The organism is Pyxidicoccus caerfyrddinensis (assembly GCF_010894405.1).
Lineage (GTDB): Bacteria > Myxococcota > Myxococcia > Myxococcales > Myxococcaceae > Myxococcus > Myxococcus caerfyrddinensis.
The window spans coordinates 238,177-262,113 of the sequence record NZ_JAAIYA010000011.1 but is presented as its reverse complement, the minus strand read 5'-3'; the positions used below and the strand labels follow the sequence as shown (position 1 = coordinate 262,113).

Annotated in this window: 19 protein-coding genes; 8 read left to right on the top strand and 11 right to left on the bottom strand. The window is 70.8% G+C overall.

The genetic code is table 11. The features are described from left to right. The first annotated feature begins 11 nt into the window (after window positions 1-11). The 3 genes from G4D86_RS26920 (at window position 12) to G4D86_RS26910 (ending at window position 2,916) form a co-directional block, all read left to right on the top strand. A complete protein-coding gene (locus tag G4D86_RS26920) occupies window positions 12-1,112 on the top strand; it encodes an imelysin family protein (protein ID WP_163996903.1) in 1,101 nt (366 codons plus the stop codon). A 32-nt stretch (window positions 1,113-1,144) separates the two neighbouring features. Continuing rightward, window positions 1,145-2,482 (top strand): di-heme oxidoreductase family protein, encoded by a 1,338-nt coding sequence (locus G4D86_RS26915; protein WP_163996902.1) that lies wholly within the window; start codon window positions 1,145-1,147, stop codon window positions 2,480-2,482. A 62-nt stretch (window positions 2,483-2,544) separates the two neighbouring features. Continuing rightward, window positions 2,545-2,916 carry a hypothetical protein gene (locus tag G4D86_RS26910; RefSeq protein ID WP_205519751.1) on the top strand — a complete coding sequence of 124 codons (372 nt, stop codon included), beginning with the start codon at window positions 2,545-2,547 and terminating at the stop codon, window positions 2,914-2,916. 35 nt (window positions 2,917-2,951) lie between these two features. Here G4D86_RS26910 and G4D86_RS52225 read toward each other — a convergent pair whose 3' ends face one another. The 6 genes from G4D86_RS52225 to cysS form a co-directional block, all read right to left on the bottom strand. Continuing rightward, complete coding sequence (locus G4D86_RS52225; protein WP_205519750.1) at window positions 2,952-4,820, bottom strand: hypothetical protein; 1,869 nt, start codon at window positions 4,818-4,820, stop codon at window positions 2,952-2,954. Between the two features lie 67 nt (window positions 4,821-4,887). Beyond that, window positions 4,888-5,406 (bottom strand): DUF507 family protein, encoded by a 519-nt coding sequence (locus G4D86_RS26900; RefSeq protein ID WP_163996900.1) that lies wholly within the window; start codon window positions 5,404-5,406, stop codon window positions 4,888-4,890. 138 nt (window positions 5,407-5,544) lie between these two features. After that, entirely contained in the window at window positions 5,545-7,485 is a 1,941-nt protein-coding gene (gene uvrC / locus G4D86_RS26895) for an excinuclease ABC subunit UvrC (RefSeq protein WP_163996899.1), read from the bottom strand. A 21-nt stretch (window positions 7,486-7,506) separates the two neighbouring features. Continuing rightward, window positions 7,507-9,630, bottom strand: coding sequence for an excinuclease ABC subunit UvrB (gene uvrB / locus G4D86_RS26890; protein WP_163996898.1), 2,124 nt, complete (start codon window positions 9,628-9,630; stop codon window positions 7,507-7,509). 79 nt (window positions 9,631-9,709) lie between these two features. After that, window positions 9,710-11,386 (bottom strand): M28 family metallopeptidase, encoded by a 1,677-nt coding sequence (locus G4D86_RS26885; protein WP_163996897.1) that lies wholly within the window; start codon window positions 11,384-11,386, stop codon window positions 9,710-9,712. 48 nt (window positions 11,387-11,434) lie between these two features. After that, on the bottom strand, window positions 11,435-12,904 hold the full coding sequence (gene cysS / locus G4D86_RS26880; protein WP_163996896.1) for a cysteine--tRNA ligase: 1,470 nt from the start codon (window positions 12,902-12,904) through the stop codon (window positions 11,435-11,437). A gap of 197 nt (window positions 12,905-13,101) precedes the next feature. Between cysS and G4D86_RS26875 the strand changes: the two genes are divergently transcribed. Beyond that, window positions 13,102-14,733: an FHA domain-containing protein gene (locus G4D86_RS26875; protein ID WP_163996895.1), complete on the top strand. Its 1,632-nt coding sequence runs from the start codon at window positions 13,102-13,104 to the stop codon at window positions 14,731-14,733. Here the strand turns inward: G4D86_RS26875 and G4D86_RS26870 are convergent. Both G4D86_RS26870 and G4D86_RS26865 read right to left on the bottom strand, forming a co-directional pair. Then, window positions 14,711-15,379, bottom strand: coding sequence for a hypothetical protein (locus G4D86_RS26870; protein WP_240360489.1), 669 nt, complete (start codon window positions 15,377-15,379; stop codon window positions 14,711-14,713). The two genes, G4D86_RS26875 and G4D86_RS26870, sit on opposite strands and share 23 nt — an antisense overlap. Before the next feature lie 70 nt (window positions 15,380-15,449). Beyond that, window positions 15,450-15,944, bottom strand: coding sequence for a CarD family transcriptional regulator (locus G4D86_RS26865; protein ID WP_013939202.1), 495 nt, complete (start codon window positions 15,942-15,944; stop codon window positions 15,450-15,452). A 185-nt stretch (window positions 15,945-16,129) separates the two neighbouring features. Between G4D86_RS26865 and G4D86_RS26860 the strand changes: the two genes are divergently transcribed. Together G4D86_RS26860 and G4D86_RS26855 are read left to right on the top strand one after the other, a co-directional pair. Next, entirely contained in the window at window positions 16,130-18,664 is a 2,535-nt protein-coding gene (locus G4D86_RS26860; protein ID WP_163996894.1) for a DNA internalization-related competence protein ComEC/Rec2, read from the top strand. Continuing rightward, on the top strand, window positions 18,597-18,851 hold the full coding sequence (locus tag G4D86_RS26855) for a hypothetical protein (protein ID WP_163996893.1): 255 nt from the start codon (window positions 18,597-18,599) through the stop codon (window positions 18,849-18,851). The genes G4D86_RS26860 and G4D86_RS26855 overlap by 68 nt, the downstream gene beginning before the upstream one ends. A 15-nt stretch (window positions 18,852-18,866) precedes the next feature. Here G4D86_RS26855 and G4D86_RS26850 read toward each other — a convergent pair whose 3' ends face one another. Next, on the bottom strand, window positions 18,867-20,066 hold the full coding sequence (locus G4D86_RS26850) for a carbohydrate-binding family 9-like protein (protein ID WP_163996892.1): 1,200 nt from the start codon (window positions 20,064-20,066) through the stop codon (window positions 18,867-18,869). Between the two features lie 177 nt (window positions 20,067-20,243). On the opposite strand from G4D86_RS26850, the gene G4D86_RS26845 reads away from it, so the two are divergent. Further along, window positions 20,244-21,014, top strand: coding sequence for a YqjF family protein (locus G4D86_RS26845; RefSeq protein WP_163996891.1), 771 nt, complete (start codon window positions 20,244-20,246; stop codon window positions 21,012-21,014). Between the two features lie 130 nt (window positions 21,015-21,144). After that, window positions 21,145-22,047 (top strand): FHA domain-containing protein, encoded by a 903-nt coding sequence (locus G4D86_RS26840; RefSeq protein WP_163996890.1) that lies wholly within the window; start codon window positions 21,145-21,147, stop codon window positions 22,045-22,047. Between the two features lie 4 nt (window positions 22,048-22,051). Here G4D86_RS26840 and G4D86_RS26835 read toward each other — a convergent pair whose 3' ends face one another. Together G4D86_RS26835 and G4D86_RS26830 are read right to left on the bottom strand one after the other, a co-directional pair. Next, complete coding sequence (locus G4D86_RS26835) at window positions 22,052-22,477, bottom strand: PH domain-containing protein (RefSeq protein ID WP_163996889.1); 426 nt, start codon at window positions 22,475-22,477, stop codon at window positions 22,052-22,054. 63 nt (window positions 22,478-22,540) lie between these two features. Beyond that, complete coding sequence (locus G4D86_RS26830; protein ID WP_163996888.1) at window positions 22,541-23,932, bottom strand: tetratricopeptide repeat protein; 1,392 nt, start codon at window positions 23,930-23,932, stop codon at window positions 22,541-22,543. Between the last annotated feature and the right edge of the window lie 5 nt (window positions 23,933-23,937).

Genomic DNA, 23,937 nt, shown 5'->3' with positions numbered 1-23,937 from the left:
GGAAGAACCCCATGACCCGCTTCCACCTCACCCTCCGTCTCGCGCTGGCCCCCGTGCTCGCGTCCGGCGCGCTGCTGCTCGGCGCCTGCAACACCGACGACTGCTGCTCCAACCCCACGCCGGAGACGGTGGACTCGGCGGTCATCAGCACCTTCGTGGACCAGGTGGTGGTGCCCACCTACCAGGACCTCGCCACCCGCCTGGCCACGCTGGACGCGGCCGCCCGGGCCCTGCAGGCCGACCCCAGCGAGGCGCGCCTGGAGACGGCGAAGAACGCGTGGTTCGCGGCGCGCGCGCCGTGGGAGGAGAGCGAGGCGTTCCTCTTCGGCCCGGTGGACAGCTACGGCTTCGACCCGGCGCTGGACAGCTGGCCGGTGAACCGGACGGACCTGGACGCGGTGCTCGCCAGCGGTGACGCGCTGACGCCCGAGTACGTCCGCAACCTGCAGGAGACGCAGAAGGGCTTCCACACGGTGGAGTACCTGCTCTTCGGCGAGGGCGGCGCGAAGAAGGCCAGCGAGTTCAACGCGCGCCAGTTCGAGTACCTCACCGCCATCACCGCGGAGATGAAGTCCATCTCCTCGTCGCTGTCGGACGCGTGGACGAAGGGCTACGACGGCCGCCCGCCGTACCGGGACACGCTGGCCAACGCGGGGCAGTCCGGCAACACGGCGTATCCGTCCACGCAGGCGGCGGCCCAGGAGATGGTGGGCGGCATCATCAACATCCTGGACGAGGTCGCCAACGGGAAGATTGCCGACCCGTACGACGCGAAGGACCCGAACCTGGTGGAGAGCCAGTTCGCGTACAACTCGCTGAGCGACTTCAGCAACAACCTCGACAGCGTGCGGCACGCGTACCGCGGCTTCGCGAACTCGGTGACGACGGCGCAGCACTCGCTGCGGACCGTCGTCGGGACGGACTCGGCGCTGGACAAGCGCATCATCGCCGAGCTGGACGCGGCCCAGGATGCGCTCGCCCGGGTTCCCGAGCCCTTCCGCGACTCCATTTCCAACCCGGCGTCCGCGGACGAAATCGAGGCCGCGCAGGCCGCCATCCGCAAGCTCCAGGCCACCTTCGAGTCGGAAGTGCTGCCGCTGGTGACTCGCTGAAGCAGGGCCGTTGGGAGTAAAGGGGGGAAGCCATGCGACGTCCATTGATGCTGGGAGCGCTGCTGCTGTGGACCACGGGCTGCGGGGAGGAGGCGCCGGGAGCGCCGTCCGAGCCGCCGCGCGCGGGAGGAGCGACCACCATCGATGACCGCACGTCGCTGGCCTTCGCCCAGCCCGCGCCCAACCTGCTGCCCGAGGACCAGGAGCGGCACCGGTTGGGCGACGCGGCCTTCGAGGCGGTGTTCGTGCCAGGCCCCGCGCCCATCAATCCGGGGTTGGGGCCCACCTACAACAACACGTCCTGCAACGGCTGCCACCTGCGCAACGGGCGCGGCATGCCGGTGATGGGCTCGGGCCCGCAGCGCACGCAGCTGCTCGTGCGCGTGAGCCTCCCGGACGGCACGCCGGACCACCCCAACGGCGCGGTGCCGGTGCCGGGCTTCGGCTTCCAGGTGCAGGACCAGGCCAACTACGGTGTGCAGCCCGAGGCCGCCGTCGCGCTCGCATGGGTGGAGACGCAGGGGCACTACGCGGATGGAACTGCGTACTCGCTGCGCGCGCCGCGGGTGAGCATCTCCCCGAGGGACGGCTCCACCCTCCCCGAGCGCCTGCTGACGTCGCTGCGGCTGCCCCCGCCCGTGTTCGGACTGGGCCTGCTGGAGGCGGTGGACGTGTCCACGCTGCGGGCGCTCGCCGACCCGGATGACCGGAACGGGGACGGCGTCTCCGGCCGGCTGAACGAGGTCTGGGACGTGGCGGCCCGTGCGCTGGCGCCCGGACGCTTCGGTTGGAAGGCGAACAGCCCGCACCTCGCGCAGCAGTCCGCCGAGGCGTACGTCAACGACATGGGGGTGACCAATCCCCTCTTCCCCGAGCCGGACGGCACGCACGAGATTTCGCGCGACACGCTGGACGCGGCCGTCTTCTACGCCCAGTCGCTGGGTGTGCCGGCACGCACGGCGCTGGACGACGCGGAGGTGCGGCGCGGCGAGGGGCTCTTCAAGACGCTGGGCTGCGAGCAGTGCCACCGCGAGATGCTGGAGACGGGCACGCACGCGGTGACCGAATTGGAGCACCAGCGCATCCACCCGTACACGGACCTGCTGCTCCACGATTTGGGCCCGGCGCTCGCGGATGGACGGCCGGACGGCGCGGCCTCGGGCGCGGAGTGGCGCACGCCCGCGCTGTGGGGACTGGGACTGACACAAACCGTGTTGCCCTACGCGGCGTTCCTGCACGACGGCCGGGCTCGCACGCTGGAGGAGGCCATCCTCTGGCACGGCGGCGAGGCGGAGACGTCGCGCGAGGGCTTCCGCGTGCGGTCCGCCGTGGACCGCGCGGCGCTGGTGGCGTTCCTCCGCTCGCTCTGACGAACGCGCGCGGGGGCGGCCGGAAAATTGACGGGGTGCTACCGGCCTGTAGCGTCATGGGCATGCCCCCTCCGGCCCTCGCCCTCGCCGCCTCCGCGCAACCGCGCCGCGCCGACCCGGTCCGCGCGGCCATGGAGCGCCTGGCCCATTCCCTCCCCGCCCGCACGGACGCGAAGGTCCTCGTGGACCTGCTGGAGGACGACCTGCGCGAGGGGCTCGATGCGCTCGGGGACGTGGGCACCCACTTCACCGAGCTGTTGGACACGCTGCGCACCGAGGAATTGTCCCCGGTGACGCTGCTGGATGCGGGCGAGGACCTCCGCGTCCTCCAGCGGGTGGAGTACCTGCACCACGTCATCGTCCAGCTCCGCAAGCGCCTGTCCCAGGCCGCGGCCATGCAGCGCCAGGGCTACGTGCCCACGCGCCTGCGCTGAGGCCGCCACGCGCGAGGGCACGGGCCCTCCTTCCGTCAGATGCTGGGCGGAACCCCCGTCCCGCCGGGCGAGGTCGCCGGCGCCGCGGGTGCCGCCGGGGCCGCGGTGCTGGTGCTCGCACCGGGTGTCACGTTGCCCGGCGCAGGCGTGGCCGGAAGCGGCGTGGCCGGGGCGGCGGTGAGCGGCGCGGGCGTCCCGAGCAGCGGCGGCGCCTGGCCGGCGGTGAGCGGCGCGGGTGAGCCCAGCAGCGCGGACGGAGGCGTCGCCGTGTCCGAGTTCAGCGGCGGCGGCGTCGCGATGATGCCCGTGCTCGACTGGGCCGTCCCGAGGAACGCGTCGAAGGTGCCGGGCGTCACCGACTGCACCGAGAAGAAGCCCAGCGTGGACACCCCGCCCGGTGCGGTGGTGAAGGCGCTCGTCGCCGGGCCGAAGCCCGACGCCGACCCCGGCGGCGCCGTCCCTGGCACCACCGCGCCTTCCGCGGCCGGCTGCGAGCCCGGCGCGGGCGTGCCCGGCAGGGAGCCCGAGATGTTCACCGGCGGATTCGGCGCTCCCGTAACGGGGAACGTGCCGCTCGTCACGTCCGGCGTCACCGGAAGCCCGGGGACTTCAGAGCCCGGCAGCGACGGCCCCACCGTGGAGCCGGGCGGCGTCACCAGCGCGCCACCCGCCACGCCCGCCACCGACGGCTGCCCCGTCCCGCCCAGCGCGCCGGAGCCCTCCGCGGGCGCCGGAGTCGTCGCCGTCACCGGCCCGCCCACCACCCCGCTTTCCGCATTGGGCAGGGGCGCCCCCGTCGTCGTCGTCCCGCCACCGGCCACGCTCGTCCCCAGGCCCGTCCCCGTGCCCATGGCGCCGCCTTCCAGCGTCGACCCGGTGCCCTCGGTGCCCGTCCCCGAGCCCCCGGTACCGGTGGTGGCCCCGCCCACCGTCACGATGCCGCCGCCCTCGGTGGCGACGATGTCCCGGCCGCCACCCGCCACGCCTACGTCCGTCGCGGCCCCGGGCGTCGTCTCCGGGCTGCCACCGCGCGCCGTGGCGAAGTCCGTCGAAGAGGTGCCGCTCCCGCCCACGCCCGTCGTGGGCGCGGGAGCAGGCTCGGGCGAGCCGGTGAGCGGCGCGCCGAGAATGGTGGTGGGCGGCGTGGGCGTCAGCATGCCCCAGTCCGCCGGCGGGTTCCCCGTGGTCTCCACCACCGCCTGCGAGGGCACGGACGCGCCGTCCACGGAGATGGCCACGTCCTCGAGTACGAACTGGATGAAGCCGCGCGGCTCCAGCGACGCGGGCAGGTTCCACACCAGCACCACCAGCTCCGAGTCCCCGAAGCGCGCCTGCCGCAGCAGCCGGTGCGTGTCGTCATCCGCGTACGTGCCCGCGTCCAGCGCCGCCGCGTGCACGAAGGCCGCGTCGGTGAGGAGCTGCCCGTTGCGCCACACGCTGCCCACGCCCCACACGGCCGCCGCCGCATGCGTGCGCGTCATCGCCGCCCAGCCCAGCCCGCTGTCGCCGTAGAGCGGCACGTCCAGCAGCACCCCGCCGCCAATGGCGTGCGGCGGCGGGCGGGGAAGCGGGCCCGAGGCGGCCTGCCCCCTCACCTGGGGAGGCGGGAAGCCGGGCCGGGTCAGCTCCACCCGGTACTCCACCCCGCCCAGCCGGAAGGTGGCCGACAGCTGCCCCTTGTCGCCGTACGTGGCACCGGGCAGGGACACCCTGTCTTCCACGGACAGGGAGGCGCTACCCGTGCCGCTCTCGGCCAGGTCGGTGAAGGGCAGTGGGCCTTGGATGAAGAAGCCGTCCGGCTGCTCGGTCCTCGCGCTGGCCTCTCGGCCCTCGAACGTGAACCCGCCTGGCGTGGCAGCCAGGAAACCGGACAGTAGAAACGTGGAGAAGAAGGGTCCCGCCATCGACGCTGCCTCCTTGTCTCACAAGGTAGGCAGCGGAGCGGGGAACGACAGTCCCCTCTCCTGAAGGCTAGATGAGACCCCGGGCGCGGCGGATCTGCTCGACCGTCTTGTTGTACTCGATGTCGAAGGCGCTGGTGCCCTCCTGCAGGTGCTTCAGCCGGGAGCGGGCCTCCTTGTCGATTTCGTCGTCCACGTCCAGGTGCCGCTTCATCACCGCGAAGATCTTCTGACGCAGCACGTTGTCGGCGGCGTATACCTCTTCGACGTTCCGGCTGATGAGCAGGAACTCAATCATCTGGTTGATGACGTACTCGATGCCCTCGTCGCCCATCTTGAAGCCGCGAACGTCCGCCATCTCGCGCTTCACCTGGTTGAACTTCGAGTAGTCATATCCGCGACGCTCCAGCGCCTCACGCGTCGCCTGGTTCACACGTTCCTCGTTGGCGAGGTACTCGCGCATGATGGCCGACAGGTCCATCTCGGCGTCAGCCACGCGCATCGGCTCCACCTCGATGTCCCCGTCCTGCATGAGCTGCTGAATTCCCTCGCGCGAGATGATCGGGATCACCTTCGGATACAGCCTCATGTCGGTCCCTCGCCCTCTCTAAAACATGCTCGGAATCGTGAACCGCTATAAATCAGCGCCGAGCCCAGTCGCAATGAAAAACCCCGGGAACTTCGCGGTTCCAGCGCGCTTCCCCCTCGGTTCTGCAGCGGAAATTAATCACGCCGCACCGGGTGGCGACCCTCCCTGCGATTTTTCGTTCACCGGTTCGCTGGCGTCGTCCAGGGACGCCTGACGTACCGGGTCCTCCTCATCCTCCTCTGGATGCCCGTGGAGGCCGGCGTGGACGCGCTCGGCCACGGCGGGCCCCACCACCTCCGCCAATTCCTCGATGGTGGCGTCACCCACCCGTTTGAGCGAACCGAAGTGGCGCAGCAACATCTTCCGCCGCGCCTCCCCCACCCCGGGAATGTCCTCCAGCGCCGAGCGCACCCGGCTCTTTCGCAGCACCTGCTTCTGGAAGGTGATTGCAAAGCGGTGCGCCTCGTCCCGCATTCGCGTGAGCATGAACATCTCCGCGGAGTTCTGCTGGAGGACGATGGGGTCTTTACGCCCCACCACGAAGACGCGCTCGGGGCTCTTCGCGCTCTCCGCGTCCCGGTCGAAGACCTCCAGATCGCGGCTCTTGGCGAGGCCCACCACGTCCACCGTGTCCACGCCCAGGTCCTTCATGGCCGCGTGGGCGCTGGCGAGCTGGCCCTTGCCACCGTCGATGACGAGCAGATCCGGCAGATCGTTGTCCTCCTGCCCCCGCTTGAGCCGGCGCGTCACCACTTCGTACATGCTGGCGAAGTCGTCCTGCTTGTCCAGCGTCTTGATCTTGTATTTGCGGTAGCGCGACTTGTCCGTCTCGCCGTCCGTCACCGCCACCTGTGAGGCGACAATCGCCGAGCCCTGGAAGTGCGAGATGTCGAAGCACTCCATGCGGCGCGGGAAGTTGCGCAGGCCCAGCCGCTGCTGGAGGCGGGAGAGCACGCCGTCCGTCTCGTCCTTGGTGCGGCGGCGCTCGAGGAAGGCCTGCTCGGCGTTCTTCACCGCCATCAGCACCAGGTCGTGCTTCTCGCCGCGCTTGGGCACCACCAGCCGGACGCGCTCGCCCTTGCGCTCGGTGAGCAGCGCCTCGAGCCCTTCGGTGCCGTCGTCGGGCTCCAGCGGCAGCAGCACCTCCTCCGGCACGAAGCTGCCGTGGTCGTAGTAGAGGTTGACGAACGAGGAGAGCAGCTCCGCGTCGGGGAACTCCTGGCTGCCGAAGGGGAAGGCCTGACCGCCGTTGAGGCGGCCCTGCCGCACCCAGAGGACGTAGAACAGGATGCGGTCCCCCTCGCGGTGGAGGGCGAACACGTCCTGGTCCTTGAAGTCGGTGGTGGCCACCTTCTGCCGCTCCAGGCTGCGCTCAATCGCGTTCAGCTGGTCTCTCAGGCGCGCGGCCTCCTCGAACTTCAGCTCCTGGGAGGCGCGCTTCATGCGCAGGCGCAGGCCCTCCACCAGCTCGCTGGCCTTGCCCTCGAGGAACATCGTCACCTCGTCCACGCTGCGGCGGTAGTCCTCCTCGGGGACGGGGTGCACGCACGGCGCGGGGCAGCGGCCAATCTGAAACAGCAGGCAGGGCCGTTTGCGATTGGCCAGCACGTGGTCCGTGCAGGTGCGCAGCCGGAAGTAGCGGTTGATGATGCGCAGCGTCTCGCGGATGGCGCCCGCGCTGGAGTACGGGCCGAAGTAGCGCGCGCCGTCCTTCTCGTACTTGCGCACCACCTCCAGGCGTGGGTACGCCTGCGTCCTGTCGAGCCTCAAGGAGATGAACTGCTTGTCGTCCTTGAGCAGCACGTTGAAGCGCGGCTTGTGCTTCTTGATCAGCTCGTTCTCGAGGAGCAGCGCCTCCTTCTCGTTGTTGACGAGCACCGTCTCCAGGTCGCCCAGCAGCTGATCCAACAGCGACACGAAGACGCGCGTGTCCCCGGTGCGCGTGAAGTACGAGCGCACGCGGCTGCGCAGGTTCACCGCCTTGCCCACGTAGATGATCTGCCCCCGGCGGTCCTTCATCAGGTACACGCCGGGCTCGGTGGGAAGGGCGTCCAGCTTCTCTTGAAGCTTCACGTCCATGTTCGCGCGGTCTCCCGAAGACTACCGACGGCCCCGTGCCCGCGCCCCCGAACCACCGCCTCCGCGCCCCCGGCCCTTGCCGCGGCCCCGCCCAGGCTCGTCCTCCGCCTTCTTCGCGGGAGCCTTCAGCAGCGAGCGCGAGGCGGGCTTGAGCCCCAGGTCCATGTCCTTGAGGAGCTGCACCCTGTCGCGGTACTCGGCGGCCTTCTCGAACTGCATCTCGTCCGCGGCGGCGAGCATGTCCTTGGTGAACTCCGCGATGAGCCGCTTGATCTCCTTGGGCTGGAGCAGGTCGTCCTCGCCCTCGGCGGCCATGGGCAGGGCGCCCGCGTCCCCCGCGTCGTAGGCACCGTGCTCGGACAGGTCGGTGATGTTGCTCTTCACGGAGCGCGGGGTGATGCCGTGCTCCTGGTTATGCTTCCTCTGGATGTCGCGGCGGCGCGTCGTCTCGTCGAGCGCCTTCTTCATGGAGTCGGTGATGCTGTCCGAATACATGATGACGCGGCCGTGGAGGTTACGGGCCGCGCGGCCGATGGTCTGGATGAGCGACACGTGGCTGCGCAGGAAGCCCTCCTTGTCCGCGTCGAGGATGGCCACCAGCGACACCTCGGGGATGTCCAGGCCCTCGCGCAGCAGGTTGATGCCCACCAGCACGTCGAACTCGCCTTTGCGCAAGTCCCGGATGATGGCCATGCGTTCAATCGCGTCGATGTCCGAGTGCAGGTAGCGCACGCGCACGCCCACGTCGGCGTAGTACTCGGTGAGGTCCTCCGCCATGCGCTTGGTGAGCGTCGTCACCAGGACGCGCTCCTTGCGGGCCACGCGCAGGCGCACCTCTTCCAGCAGGTCGTCCACCTGGTTGCCCACGGGACGCGTCTCCACCTCGGGGTCCGTCAGGCCGGTGGGGCGGATGATCTGCTCCACCACCACGCCGTGGGACTTCTGCAGCTCGTACTCGGACGGCGTCGCGGAGACGAAGAGGACCTGGGGCACCAGCTCCTCGAACTCGCCGAACTTCAGCGGGCGGTTGTCGAGGGCGCTGGGCATGCGGAAGCCGAAGCTGACCAGCGTCTCCTTGCGCGCGCGGTCTCCCCGGTACATGGCGCCAATCTGCGGCACCGTCTGGTGGCTCTCGTCGATGAAGACCATCAGGTTGCGCGGGAAGTAGTCGATGAGGCACGGGGGCGGCTCACCCGGGGCGCGGCCGGAGAAGTGGCGCGAGTAGTTCTCGATGCCGCTGCAGTAGCCGACCTGTTCGATCATCTCGAGGTCGAACATGGTGCGCTGCTCCAGCCGCTGCGCCTCCAGCAGCTTGCCGTCGCGCTTGAAGGCCTGGAGCTGCTCGGACAGCTCGTCGCGGATGGTCGTCAGGGCGCGCTTGCGCACCTCCTCCCCGGCCACGTAGTGGCTCGCGGGGAAGATGACGATTTTGTCCAGCGCGCCAATCGTCACGCCGCGCAGCGGGTCGAACTCGGTGATCTTCTCCACCTCGTCGCCGAAGAAGGAGATGCGCACGGCGCGCTCCTCCTCGTATGCGGGGAACACCTCGACGGTGTCGCCGCGCGCGCGGAAGGTGCCGCGGTGGAAGTCGAGGTCATTGCGCTCGTACTGGGCTTCCACCAGCCGGCGCATGAAGGTGTCGCGGCCCATCTCCTCGCCGACGCCGGCGCGCACCGCCAGGTCCACGTAGCTGCGGGCCGCGCCGAGGCCGTAGATGCAGGACACGGAGGCGACGATGATGACGTCGTCGCGCGTGCGCAGCGAGTGGGTGGCCGAGTGGCGCATCCGCTCGATGTTGTCGTTGATGGACGAGTCCTTCTCGATGAAGGTGTCCGTCGACGGGACGTAGGCCTCGGGCTGGTAGTAGTCGTAGTACGAGACGAAGTACTCGACGGCGTTGTTCGGGAAGAGCGTCTTGAACTCGCCGTAGAGCTGGGCGGCCAGGGTCTTGTTGTGCGCGATGACCAGCGACGGGCGCTTCACGTTGGCGATGACGTTCGCCATGGTGAAGGTCTTGCCCGAACCCGTGACGCCCAGGAGGGTCTGGTAGCGGTCGCCCCGTAGGACGCCCTCCGTGAGTTCTCCAATGGCCCGCGGCTGGTCGCCCTCGGGCTTGTGGTCACTGACGAGCTGGAAGTCCGGCATGGCCGTGAGGTTTAACACCCCACGGAGGGGAAGGCCGCTGGTTCGTGCCTGCCCGTCGGTCGGACGACGGAGCGCGTGCCTACTTCAAGGCGCCCGCCTTCAACGCCTCCAGGGACTCCAGGCGGGCGGCCTCGAACTCGTCACCCTTGTTCCAGCGCGGCATGTCCGGAGCCCGGGCCACATTGGCGCCCAGGAGGAAGAAGAGGCGCACGTCCTCCACCGCGCCGGTGAGGTCCCACTCCGGGCGCAGCTCGTCGGAGGGCTGGTGGTAGTGCTTCGCCTCCCACGCCTCGCGCTGCTGCTTGCCCCAGCCCTCCGGCCGCCCCACGAAGTCCATGCCGCTGCCGAAGTACGCGGCGGGGATGCCCTGCTTCGCGAAGTTGAACTGGTCCGAGCGGTAGAAGAAGCCGCGGTCGGACAACTGGTCCGCCTTCACCACCCGGCCCTGCGTCTTCGCCAGACCGGTGATGGTGGCGTCCAGGCTGGACTTGCCCAGGCCGATGACGGTGAGGTCCTTGGTGCGGCCGTGGATGTTGGCACCGTCGATGTTGATGTTGGCGGCGACGCGGCCGGCCGGCACGGGCGGATGCTCGGCGAGGTACTGCGAGCCCAGCAGGCCCTGCTCCTCCGCGGCCACGGCGGCGAAGAGGATGGAGCGGCGCGGAGGCTGCGGCAGCTCGCGGAAGGCCTTCGCCACCGACAGCATCGCCGCCACGCCGGCCGCGTTGTCGAGCGCGCCGTTGTAGATGGTGTCCTCGCCCGCCTTCCCGCCCTCCTTCATGCCCAGGTGGTCATGGTGCGCGCTGTAGAGCACCACCTCCCGGGCCAGCTTCGCGTCGCTGCCGGGCAGCATCGCCAGCACGTTGGCGGTGGGCCGGCGGCGCACCTCGCTGGTGAAGCGCGCGGACACCTGCATGCCCAGCGGCACCGGCTGGAAGTCCCGCTTCTGCGCGGCGGCCCGGAGCGCATCCAGGTCCTTTCCGGCGAGCTGGAGCACGCGGCGCGTGGCGGCCTCGGTGGTCCACGCCTTGATCTGCGTGCGCGGGCCTGCGGTGGCGGGCAACTCGAACTGCTCGCCCGTCCACGACGACTGCACCACCTGCCACGGGTAGCCCGCGCTGGGCGTGGTGTGGATGATGATGGCGCCCGCCGCGCCCACCTTGGCGGCCTGCTCGTACTTGTAATCCCAGCGGCCGTACCAGAGCCGCGTGCGACCGGCGAAGAGCTTGGGGTCGTCCTCGGGGTCGTTGTTGAGGATGAGCAGCGTCTTGCCGCGCAGGTCCATCCCCTTGAAGTCGTCCCACTCGTACTCGGGGGCCTGGATGCCGTAGCCCACGAAGACGAGCTCGGAGTCCTCCAGCTTCGCCTCGGGCGCCTGCACGCCGGAGACGGCGATGAAGTCCTCGTGGAACTCGAGCTCCGCCGTGCCCTGCGGCGCGCGGAACGTCAGGCCCTTCGGGTGGCTGGTGATGCCCACCAGGTCGAACTGCTGGAAGTACGAGCCATCCGTGCCCGCCGGCTGAAGGCCCAACGCCTCGAACTGCGCGGCGATGTACGCCTGCGCCAGCGCGTCGCCCCGGGTGCCGGGGCCCCGGCCCTCGAGCAAGTCGTGGGAGAGGAAGCGCACGTGCGCGCGCAGCACGTCCGGGACGATGACCGCCGAAGCGGCCTTCTCCGCGGGAGTGACGAGCGGCATGCGCTGCGCGAGCGCGGGGACGGCACAGAGGGCGAGGAGCAGGGACACCAGGTGCTTCATGGTGCCCGGAGCCCTAACACGAAGCTCCGGGACCATGCAGCAGCCGCGTCACCCCTGCGCCGGGGCCACCTTCCACGTCGTCCCAGCAGGCGTGTCCATGATTTCCACGCCCTTCTCCTTCAGCGCGCCGCGCACCCGGTCCGCCGCCGCGAAGTCCTTCGCGGCACGGGCGGCGGTCCGCTCGCCGAGCAGGCGCTCGACTTCCGCCACGTCGATGCCGCGCTCGCGCACGGCCCTGTCGCGACGGCGCAACAGCCACGGGCCCGCGTCATCCTCGAAGATGCCGAGGATGCCGGACACCCGGCGCACGTCCTCGCGCAGGGCCTGGAGCGTGCGCCCCATCAGCGCCTTGTCCTTGACCGGCGGCTTGTCGACCAGTTCGTTCATCAGCACGAAGAGGCCGGACAGCGCACCGAGCGCCCCCGCGCTGTTGAAGTCGTCGTCCATGGCGGACTCGAACTCGGCGAAGTAACGGTGCGGCTCGCCGTGGAGCGGCCCCTTGCCGAAGTCCTTGCCCGCCACCCGGTCGTCCACCTTGCGCAGCGTCTCGTAGAAGTACTCCAGGCGCGCTTCCGCATCCGCCAGCGCCTTGTCGGCGAAGTTCAGCGGGTGGCGGTAGTGCGTGGAGAGGAAGAAGAAGCGCAGGGCCTCCGCGTCCACCTTGGCCAGGGCGTCGCGCAGGCGCACCACGTTGCCCAGCGACTTGGACATCTTCGCGCCTTCGAGGTCCAGGAAGCCGCAGTGCATCCAGTACTTGGCGAACGGCTTGCGGTTGGCGGACTCGCTCTGGGCAATCTCGTTCTCGTGGTGGGGGAAGATGAGGTCCAGCGCCCCGCCATGGATGTCGAACGTCTCGCCCAGGTACTTCGCGCTCATCGCCGAGCACTCGATGTGCCAGCCCGGCCGGCCCGGTCCCCAGGGACTGTCCCACGCGGGCTCGCCCGGCTTGTCGCCCTTCCACAGCGCGAAGTCCAGCGGCTCGTGCTTCTGCTCGCCCGGCTGGACGCGCTCGCCCACGCACAGCTCGTCCAGGTTACGCTTGGAGAGCTTCGCGTAGTCCGGGTCGCTCTTCACCGAGAAGTACACGTCGCCCTGGGACGCGTACGCGTGGCCGTTGTCGACGAGCTTCTGGATGATGCCGATGATTTCGGGGATGTGCTCGCTCACCTTCGGCGAGACGTCCGGCTCCAGCAGGTGCAGGCCCCGCGCGTCCTCGCGGAAGATCTCCACGTAGCGGTTCGACAGTTCCACCGCCGTCTCGCCCGTCTCCGCGGCGGCCTTGATGATCTTGTCGTCCACGTCGGTGTAGTTGCGGACGTAGCGCACCTTGAACCCCCGGTGGCGGAGGTACCGCACCACCACGTCGAAGGAGGTGAAGGTGCGCGCGTTGCCGATGTGGATGTAACTATAGGTCGTAGGACCACACACATAGACCCCAACCTCGCCAGGGGTGGCGGGCTCCAGCAGCTCCTTCTGCATGGTCATCGTGTTGAAGAGCCGGATGGCTGGCGGGGTCACGTGCGGCAATCCTCCTGTGTCCGTAGTCGTGGGTGTGGCCGTCACTCTAGGATCGCGGTCCCCACACAGGCCAGCATTCACCGGGGATTCGCGGGTTTTGGGCAGCGGAGAGCAGTAGCGTTCACTGCTGCCGGGAAACTTCGGATGCTTGGAACGGACAACGCTTCACGCCGCCCCCAATCAGGGAGAATGGCCGTATGGCTCCACCCAATCCCAAGCGCCCGCCCCGCCCTCCCCGCCCGCCGGGTACGCAGGCGCCGAAGGACTCCGACGTGGAGCTGCCCTTCGATGATGACGAAGTCGACCCCCTGAGGGCTGACGACCCGCGCCCGCAGCGCGTGCCCCAGTATCCCGCCGGCTCGCGCCGCAGCCGCCGCCAGGGCAGCGGGCGCGAGAGCCATGACCGGGAGCTGGCCCCACGGTTCGACTGGGCGCACGAGTACTCGGACCCCGGCCATCCGCCCGCCTTCCTGTACGTCGAGCGAGGGCCCGGCATCGGCCAGCTCGTGCCCGTGAAGCAGGGCCCGCTGGTGATGGGGCGCTCGTCCTCGTCGGAGCTGCGCCTGCAGCACCCGTCCATCAGCCGGCGCCATGCGCAGCTCACGCGGCGCGCGGACCGCTTCTTCCTGAAAGACCTCAGCAGCCAGAACGGCACCTTCCTCAACAGGAACCGAGTCACCTCCGAGGTGGAAGTGATGCCGGGTGACGAGATTTCCATGGGCAACGCGCTGCTGCGGCTGCGCGGCCCGGGCGGCACGCCCGCCCTGGGCGTTCCCATCGTCACCGCCACCAACACCCTCCCGGACGGAGGCAAGAAGAAGGGCATCGGCACCCTCGGCATCGCGCTCATCGCGGCGGCAGTGGGCTCGGCCGTGGCGGCGCTCGTCACCGTCATCGCGGTGAACTTCGGAGGCAGCGACGCGGACCTTCCTCCCGCGGCCGGGGGTGGCGCGAATCCCTCGACGCCCGTCACGCAATTGGCCTCCATGGAGGGGCGGCCGGAGGCCACGGGCACGGAGTTCCAGGCGAAGCGCGGCTCAGACGCCCACTCCGGAGCCCCGGCGGCGGGCCCCGTCGTGCAGGCGTCCGGAGCGCAGGCTCCAGCGTCCGGCGAGGCACCGCGAAACGGCACGCCCGAGGCCCTGGTGGCGGCCGGCGAGGCACCGGGAAGCGCCGCAGCCGGGACCCAGGCCGCGGCGACTGGCGAGGCACCTCGAAGCGCTGCCTCCGGTGCGGAGGGAACGGCAGCGCATCCCGTGGATTCCGACAGTCCGGCCAGCGACGAGGCCCGGACGCCCGCGGTGCACATCGAGGTGTCCCCCGGTCCCAGCGCCATGGACGTGGCGCGCGGGGTGGCGACAGGCCCTTCCGCCCACGATGTTGCAGCGGGAGGTGCGAAGGGACGTGCTGGCACGGGCTCACCAGCGGAGGCGGCCGTGCTGAAGCGCTACGAAGCGGGAGAGGTGTCCGCGGCGCGCGAGCGGGCCAAGGCGGCGAAGCTCAACGCCCTGTATTCGCAGCTCGCGCGCTTCGAGTACGCCGAGGCCGAGTCCCGCAAGGCGCTGTCGAAGCGGGACCTGCCGGCCGCCATCACCCACCTCACCACCGCGGTGACGGTGGACGAGGCGCTCGCGTCGGGCCGGAGCCGGCATGGCCCGCAGCTGCGCAAGCGACTGGCGGACCTCCACGTGCAGGCGGGCACCGCGCATGGGAAGGCGGGCCGGGTGGACGAGGCGCGCGCCGCCTTCGAGCAGGCGCTGAAGTACGACGCCAACCACCGCGAGGCCCGCGAGTTGCTCGCGCGGCTCAGCTCCGCCGCAGTCCCTTGACCAGCAGCACCGCGTTGAGGGCGATGAAGGCGACGAGCGCCAGGGACACCAGCACGAGTCCCCGGTCCGCCCCTGGCTGCTCCCCTTCGATGAGCAGCCACAGCCGGCCTTCGTGGGGTTGTACCTCGCCCATGCTCCGCAGCAGGGCGAGCGCCTCGCGGTAGCGCGGAGCCTCCTCTTCCGACAGCAGTCGTCCTCGCACGGCGAAGGGCCGCTGGTCCGGCTGCGGCGGCGGCCGTCCCTGCGTCCACTGCTCCCCGTCCAGCGCGCCCCGGCGCACGACGAGGGGCGACTCGCGCAGCCCCACCAGCACGTAGAGGCCGCCGTCGGCGCGCTCATAGGCGCCGCGCGCCGTGGGGATGCCGTGCACCTGCGCGTAGCGGTTGGAGACGAGCGCCTCGTACCGGTACGCGCCCTCCGTGCCCAGCGTCAGCGGCGCCCTCGGCGAGAAGAAGTACGCCAGGTCCCGGCGCTGCATGGCCAGCAGCACCCCGGCCACGATGATGGCCAGCACCGCCGCCAGCGGCTTCACGCCCACGCGGCGGCGCGACAGCCTCGCCTCCAGCTCGGCGATGCGGCGGTCTCTCTCGTCCTGCTCCGTCGATGTGGACAGCGGCTCGCTCATGGCGTGGGCATGGCGTGTCATGGAAAGACGAAGCCCCGAGCTCCCATCAAGGGAACCCGGGGCGGGGAGTCTCGGGCGCGGGCCCGGCGACTCAGGCGAGGTTGAAGATCTTCTTCAGGTCCGACTCGATCTCTTCCTCGGAGCAGTCCTTGGCCAGCGACAGCTCCTTGATGAGCAGCGAGCGCGCCGTGTCGAGCATCTTCCGCTCGCCGAAGGAGAGGTCCTTGTCACCCTTCAGGAGGTAGAGGTCGCGCAGTACTTCGGCGATCTCGAAGACGGAGCCCGTCTTGATCTTCTCCATGTACTCCCGGTAGCGACGATTCCACGTCGTGGAGTCGACCGAGATGTCCTTCTCCTTGAGGATGGAGTAGACCTGCTTGACGTCCTCCTCGCTGATGATCTCCCGGAGGCCGACAGATCCGACCTTGTTGATCGGGATCATGATCCGCATCCCGTTCTCAAGGATGCGCAGCACGTAGAAGGACTGGCGCTGACCGGCCACCTCGGTGTGCTCGATACCCATGACCTCACCGACGCCCTGGCCCGGATAAACCGCCTTGTCACCAGTCTTGAAGCTGGTCTGCACTAACTGCCTCCTTGAAAGACTCGATGCCGGCCTTTCAGCCGGGCACTACTACCACAAACCACATCCACGGGCAACGATAACGCCTTGACCACCCCTTACGCGTCCGACTAGGTTGTCGGTTTTCGTACGCGGTGTCGCCAGGTGTGCGAGCCCACGTGACGGCGGTGGCGGGTGGGGGTCGGGCGTTGGATCGTCATGCGTGGCGCGACCTGGGAACGCGTCCTCTCTTCTTTCCCGCGCTAAGCCTCACGCTTGGCGCCCTCTGCGCACCAGCAACACCGCTGGAGCCGCTGCCATTTCTGGTTTGCGCGGTTTTGCTGGGAGCGCTCGGACTGGCGCTCGCTCGCCTGCCTGGTGCCCATCTCGCGGTGCTCGGGGCACTGTGGGCCGCGGGAGCGGGCCTCGCCTGCTGGGAGGCGCGGGTCGACGTGCCAGCGGGCCTCGCGCCCGGAAGCCCGGTGGTGCTGGAGGGCGAAGCGGAGCGCGTGGAGCGCTTCGACGGGGCCAGCCGGGTGCGCCTGGCGGTGGCTCGCGCTGGAGCTCCCGACGGGCCGCTGGAGCCAGCGCGCTTCCGGGTGAGTCTGTCGCTGCGCGGTGCGCCCGTGGCCCTGCTGCCGGGGCAGCGCGTGCGGGTGGAGACGCGGCTCGCGCCGGATGCGCCGCCCGGCAACCCGGGGGAGAAGGACTTCGGCGTCGCGCGGCGGCGGCAGGGCGTGGCCTTCACCGGGGGGGCGGACGCGGGGCGCGTGCTGGTGCTTTCCCCTGCCCCGGGCTGGCGGAGCGCGCTGGAGGAGACTCGCGCGCGGCTGGCGGTGGCGGTGCATGCGGTGGCGCCGTCGAAGGACGCGGCGGCGCTGTTCCTCACGCTGGCGGCGGGACAGCGCGCGGAACTGGATGACGCGTGGGAGGAGGCGTTCTCCCGCGCGGGACTGGCGCATGTGTTGAGCGTCAGCGGGCTGCACGTGGCGGCGCTGGCGCTGATGACACTCGCGCTATTGCGGCGCGGGCTGGTGCGCGCCGGGGCCCGGTGGCGGAAGCTGGACGCGCGGCGATTGGCGGCGCCCGCGGCGGTGCCCTTCGTCTGGGCCTATGTGCTCTTCACCGGCAACCAGCCGCCCGCGGTGCGCTCGGCGGTGATGGCCACGGTGGTGCTGCTGGGGCTGGCCCTGTGGCGGCGCGCGGATGGGCTCAATGGGCTGGCCGCCGCGGCGGTGGTGCTGGTGGCGTGGGCGCCCTCCAGCGTGATGGATTTGTCGCTGCGACTCTCGTTCCTCGCGGTGCTGGGACTGGTGCTGCTGTCACCTCCGCTGCGCGAGGCCCTCCCCCTGGCCCCGCCGGACCCGCGTGAGCCCCGCCGGGTGCGGCGATGGTGGGGACAGGCGCGCGAGGCGGTGGCGCAGACCTTGAGCGCGAGCGCCGCCGCCACGCTGGCGGGGCTGCCCGTGGTGGCCGCGGCCTTCGGGCGCGTGAGCCTGGCCGGGCTCGTGTCCAACATCGTCGCCCTTCCCCTTTGCGGACTGCTCACGGGACTGGCCGCGGGCGGGGCCGCGCTCTTCGTGGTGGCGCCCGTGCTCGCCACGCCGGTGCTGTGGGCCGGCGCGTGGGCGTCCGAGCTGCTGCTGGCCATCACCCGCCTCTTCGCCGCGGCGCCCCTGGCCGCGGTGGAGGTGCCCGCGCTGGGCGGGCTCGCGGCGACGCTGTACGCGGTGGGGCTGCTGACGTGGGCGCTCGGCACGGGGCGGTGGCGGCTGGGCGGGTGGCTGGCGCCCGTGGCGCTCGTGGGGACGGTGCTGACACCGAAGCTCCTGCCGGAGCCGGGCCTGCGCGTCACCTTCCTCTCGGTGGGCCAGGGTGACGCGGTGGTGCTCAGCTCCCGGGGACACCATGCGCTGGTGGACGGCGGCGGCGTGCCCGGGGGCATGGACACCGGCGCGCGCTTCGTCGTGCCCTACCTCAAACAGGCGGGCATCTCCCGGTTGGACCTGGCGGTGCTGTCCCATCCGCACCCGGACCATGCGCTGGGCCTGGCCTCGGCGTTGACGCAGGTGCCCACCGAGCGGCTGTGGATGCCCGCGGGAGATGGAGACGGTCCGCTGTCACGGCAGGTGGTGGCCGTGGCGCGCGACGCACGCGTGGAGGAGGTGGAGGCCGGCCACCCTTCGCTACCCCTGGGCGAGGCGACGCTGGAGGTACTCGGGCCTCCGGGGGCCCTGGAGCGTGAGCTGCTGGAGGGCGTGAATGACCGGAGCGTGGTGCTGCGGGTGCGGCATGGCGCCGTCACCGTGCTGCTCGCGGGCGACGTGGAGGAGGACGGAGAGGCCGCGCTGCTCGAGCAGGTCGGCGCGGTGACGGTGATGAAGGCGCCGCACCATGGCTCGCGGACCTCGTCCACGCAGGCCCTGCTCGCGAAGGCCCGGCCCCGGCATGTCGTCTTCTGCGTGGGACGGCGCAACCGCTATGGCTTCCCGCACCCGGAGGTGGAGGCGCGCTACCGGGCCATGGGCAGTGAGTGCTGGCGGACAGACCTGGACGGCGCCGTCACCGTGGAGAGCGATGGGCAGGACGTCCGGCTGGTCTCCTTCCTGCCGCGCGAGCCTCCGCCAGAGGAGGACAGGGTTGCCGTCGGGGAGGAGCATCAACACCCTTCGAGCGATGATTTCAGAGGACCTCGATCTCCAGCAGTTGACCGCCGAGCTGAAGCAGACGCTCGGCCCCGGTGAGCCCGTCGGCTATCTGCGCGGCAAGGCGCTCATGCGGGACGTGCTCGTACACATGAAGAGCTTCTCGGAGCTCGAGGCCGAGGAGCTCGTCGACACGTTGGAGCTTCGCGGCTTCCTGCGCTTCCTGGGCGACCCGTCCGAGCGTTCGGTGGCGGACGCCCACTGGGACATCACCCCGCACGCCTGAGCGCGGGCACCTTCGCTACTGGAAGGTCAGCCAGCCGAAGCGCGGCAGCGCGTGGAAGTCACCGATGTAGAGCGGTGAGAAGGCCTGCCCTTCCACCGCGCGGCGTCCGTGATGCTCCAGCCGGTAGAGGTTGAAGCGCCAGCGGTCGCCCTTCCGCGGCGGCACATGGGGGACCTCGGCCAGGCGCGCGAAGGGAATCTGCATCTCCACCGACCAGCCCTGGTCCTTGTCGGACGGGTCATCCAGCGTGCCGCGCACCTTCACCGCCGTCTTCATGCCCGAGTCCCAGGTGCGGTCCATGCCCTGCCGGCGCGCGGGGAAGTAGGCGTCGAAGATGACGTTGTGCGGGGACACCTGCAGCTCGTTGTACGTGCGCCCGTCCGCGTTGGCGTCGAGGAAGATTTCCACCACCTCCTCCTCGTAGATGGAGTCATCGCGGTTGCGCAGCGTGCCCCAGATGTCCGGGTCCTCGCTGTCGAAGGCCACGTACAGGTGGGTGTCGTCGTAGGCGAGGCGGGCCTCGGTGCGCAGCTGCGCGGGACGCCCGTCGAAGCTGCCGCGCAGCACCACGGGCCGGGCGTTCTTCCACGCGGCGTCGTCGAGCACCCCGTCGATGGTGGGCGCCTTCGTCACGCGGCCGACGGTGTACTCGGGCAGCTCGGGAGCGGCGCCGCCGAGTTGCGGACCCAGCATCCGCTGGGAGCCGTCCTGGGCGCTCGCATCGTCCACGGGCAGACGCTCGTCGTCGCGCCAGAAGCCGAGCATCACGCGCGCGGGCACGTTGGGCATGGGAATGGAGTGGACGTCCTCGATGACCTTGCCCACCGGCCACGACGCGAGCGGCGCGGCACCGCCCTGCACCTCGTGGTCGGCGTTGAAGAGCATGCCCCCGCTGGCGGTGTCCACCACGTGGACGAAGAAGCCGAAGCCCTTCGGCGGCGGTCGCGTGGCCTGGAAGTAGTGGGCGAGGCGCACCTGCTCGCCGGGCGCGGCGTTCTGCGGCGTCACCTTCGAGCCCAGGTACACCACCGTGCCGCCGGCGAACGTCGCGCCGCTGCGGAAGGTGAGGTCCGAGGGCGCGGCGTCCAGGGCGCGTGCCTGCGTGGGCGCGGGCAGGCGCTGCGCGCGCTGGGGCGGGCCGGCCTGCTCGTCGCGGCAGGCGGCGAGGCACGTGAGCGTCAGGAGCGGGACGAGGACACGGGACGGGAAGCGCATCGAGGGCAGGCATCCTAGCGGGCTTCGCGGAGGTTGGGTCGGACTGCTGACGTGGGAGGCCTCCGGTGTAGGGGCCACGCGGAAGGAACAGCCCGGGCTTTGCATCCCATCAGCCCCGGGCGCAAGCGCCTCCGGGCGGGTTGGACGGGCGAGCGCGGCGCGCGTTACGAATGGCCCATGCGCCCCTTCCTGACGGCCACGTGGCGGTATCTCGTCATGCTCAACTACGAGGTGGACCCGGACGTGCTCCGGCCTCTCGTGCCGCGTGGGACGGAGCTGGACACGTGGCAGGGCAAGGCGTTCGCCAGCATGGTGGGCTTCCGCTTCCTGGACACGCGCGTGCGCGGCCTGGTCGTGCCGTTCCACCAGAACTTCGACGAGGTCAACCTGCGCTTCTACGTGCGCCACCGGGGCCCCGAGGGCTGGCGGCGCGGCGTGGCGTTCGTGAAGGAAATCGTCCCACGGCTCGCCATCGCCACGGTGGCGCGCGTCCTCTACAACGAGCCGTACGTCGCGCTGCCCATGCGGCACACGGTGGAGATGCGGGACGCGGAGCAGGGCACGCAGGGCCGGCTGGAATACGCGTGGAAGGCCGGTGGACGCTGGCAGCACCTGTCGGCGCGGACGCGCGGCATGCCCCAGGCCAGCGCACCGGGCTCGGAAGAGGAGTTCATCACCGAGCACTACTGGGGCTACACGCCGCAGCGGGACGGGGGTTGCGCGGAGTACCGCGTGGAGCATCCGCGCTGGTCCGTGTGGCAGGCGGACAGCACGGAGCTGGACTGCGACGTGCGCGGGCTCTACGGCGCGCGGTTCGAGCCATTCCTGCGCGGGAAGCCCAGCTCGGCGTTCGTCGCGGATGGCTCGCAGGTGTCCGTGTACCCGGGCACGCGGCTGCCCGCCGCGGTAGCGGAAGCAGCGGCTCCCGGTATCGACCACGCGGCGTGAGCCCTGCCCTCCCGGGTGACTGCCATCCCGGGGCATGGACGGCCTTCGCCGGGCGTGGACGCCCCCGTCGGGCAACCGTGCGGAACCTGAGGGCGTTACCCCGGCCCGGCCGTTGCTCCAGCGCCAGGCCATGCGCTTCGAATTCGAGCACCTGGGCACCACCACGCCGTTCGAGCTGTCCGACGGGCAGCACCTGCTGGGCGGCGGCTCCGAGGACCACATCCGGCTGGACGGACTGCCCCCGAGGCTGCTGACCCTGCGCATCGAAGCGCAGCGGCTCATGGCGGAGGCGGCGCGTACGTTCTCCGTGAATGGCGTCCTCGTCCCTCCCGGCGTCTCCCGGCTGGTGATGCCCGGAGAGGTGCTCGGCCTTCCGGAGGAGATGTGCCTGCGGGTGCTGCGGGAGGCAGCGGCGGAGCGCGGCGTGGGCACCGTGGCCGTGCTCAAGGGCCTGCTCACCGGCGCGGAGGAACCGGGCCCATCCCGCGCGGCCACCCTCACCTGCCTCACGGGCCTGGACGTGGGCCGCACGCATGCGCTCGCGGAGGCGTGCACGGAGCTGGGCCGGGGCAGCGAGGTGGCCCTCCGCCTGCGTGACAGGGCCGTGTCCCGGACCCATGCGCGCATCCTTCACGGGGAGGGGGGCTTCACGCTGGAGGACCTGGACAGCCCCAACGGGGTCTTCATCAACGGCCAGCGCGTCCAGGGACGCGCCCCGCTGGCGGATGGAGACGTCATCGAGCTGGGACGCTCGCTGCTGCGCTTCCAGGCGCCCGTGGAGGAGCCGCCGCCTCCATCGGCACCACCGCCCGAAACTGTCCCCTCCCCCGTGGCAAATGTGGAGCAGGCGCCTGGAGCCCCTGCTCCAGCAACCGCGGCGGAGTCCGAGGCGCAGGCGCTCCCCGGCACGGACGCGGCGGCGCAGAATCCACCGCCAAGGAAGGCGCGGGGCGAGTGGTGGCTCATCGGGCTCGGCGCGCTCGCGGCGCTCGCGGGACTCGTCGTCACCTACGCGCTGGCGGGGAGCGGCTGAGCGCTCAGGTCGGCGCCAGGCCGGCGCGCTCCACGAGAATCCGGGCGAGCCGCTGGTGGTGCTGGAAGAAGCTGGTGAAGTGGACGAAGCCCCACTGGCCGCGGATGGCGTAGACCGTCACGGGGCCGGGCAGCACGTCCAGCTTGCGGATGTCCGCGAACGAGAAATGCCGCGTTCGGACCATGCCCCGGTAGGTGATGCCCCCCGAGTCCACGACGATGCGTGTGCGCGCGTAGTAGGTGAGCGAGACGCCGAAGAAGAGGACGAAGAACCCCGCTGAGAGGAAGGTCTTCAGCGGTACCTCGTCGAAGCGGAAGAGGTACAGCAGCACCCCCACCCAGAGTAGCCCCGCCACGGCCATCGAGGCCGCCAGCACCCTGCGGGGCCTGAAGACCTGCCCTCGGTCCACATCCGCGTCGCGCCCGGTCATACCTCCAAAATAATGCTTGGAGCTGACACGGTCCACCTGCCCCCTTGCCCCCCTGGCGAGCGGTCAACGCAGCTTCGCGGCCTTCTGTCGGGATTCCTCCTGGAGCTGCGACCGCACGTCGGTTGCGGACGAAGCCGCATACCGTTCATAGAGGGCCCGCGCCTCCGCGTTGCGCCCCAGCGCCCGGTAGGACTCGGCCAGTCCGTACAGCGGTGAGGCCGCGCCGGGCTCCAGGTCCAGCGCGTACTGGTAGTCCGCCGCGGCCTCCGCATAGCGCCGCAGTCCGATGTTCGCGCTGCCGCGCGCGGTGTAGGCGACTGCCAGCATCGGCTCCAGCTGGATGGCCTGCGTGAGGCTGGTCAGCGCGCCGCTGTAGTCGCGGGTGCCGATGCGCTGCACGCCCTGCTCGTACGCGCGGCGGGCCTGCGCCCGCGTCGTGTCCGCGACGGGCCCGGAGCCCGGGGGCAGGCCGGCCGCCTGGGGTGAAGCCCCCGCCTGCGCCATCTTCGCGCGCGCCCGGGCCACGTTGTCCTGCGCGCTCTGGCGGATGGCGGCGTCCTGGGTGAGCTTCGCCGCGCGCTCCCACTTCTCCACCGCCTGCCCGTAGTAGCCGAGCACCGCCATCGCATTGCCCAGCTTGAAGAGGGCCTCCACATGGCCGGCGTCCGCGTGCGTCGCGTCCAGGAAGGCGAAGGCCGCCTCGCGGTAGCGGCGCTCCTTCATCAGCGCATCCCCGTCCCGGATGCGCGCCGCCGCGAGCGCCGGGTTCGGCGTGCGCTCCAGCTCGGCCACCGGGGCGGCACTCGCGGGCCGGGACTCAGGAAATGGCGCCGGCAGGTCCACCGCCGGAGTCGCCGCGGCGGACTGCGTGGAGGCGGCAGCAGCGGCCGGCACCGTCGCATTGGCCGGCAGCGGCTCCGCGCCCATGGCCGCGAGGTACTCACGGGCCTTGCGCACCCAGACCTGCTCGCCGGGGCGCTTCTCCCGCGCGATGTACGCCTGGTACGCGGGAACCGCCTTGTCCTTCTGGCCGAGCTGCCGGTAGCTCTCTCCGAGCCCGTAGTAGCCGTCCGCGTCGCTCGGCTCGAGCTGCGTGTAGCGCTCGTACGCCTGGGCCGCGGTGGCGGCATCGCCCGCCTTGCGCGCGGCATAGCCCAGGTTGAAGAACGCCATCTTGAAGTCGGGGTCCGCCTGCGTGGCCTCGCGGAAGCGGGTGATGGCTTCGGCCACCTGGCCCTTGCGGAAGAGCACGCTGCCCAGCCCGTTGAGCGCCGCGGCGTACCCGGGCGTGGCGACCAGCGCCTCGCGGTAGGCCGCGCCCGCCTCGTCCATCCTTCCGGCCGACAGCGCCGCCTCGCCCCGCTCGAAGGCGGCGCGCGCCGGGGCGGAGGGCTCCGCGGCGCCCAGCAGCAACATCGCGGACATGGCGATGACGAACCTGCGCACGACAACCATGACGG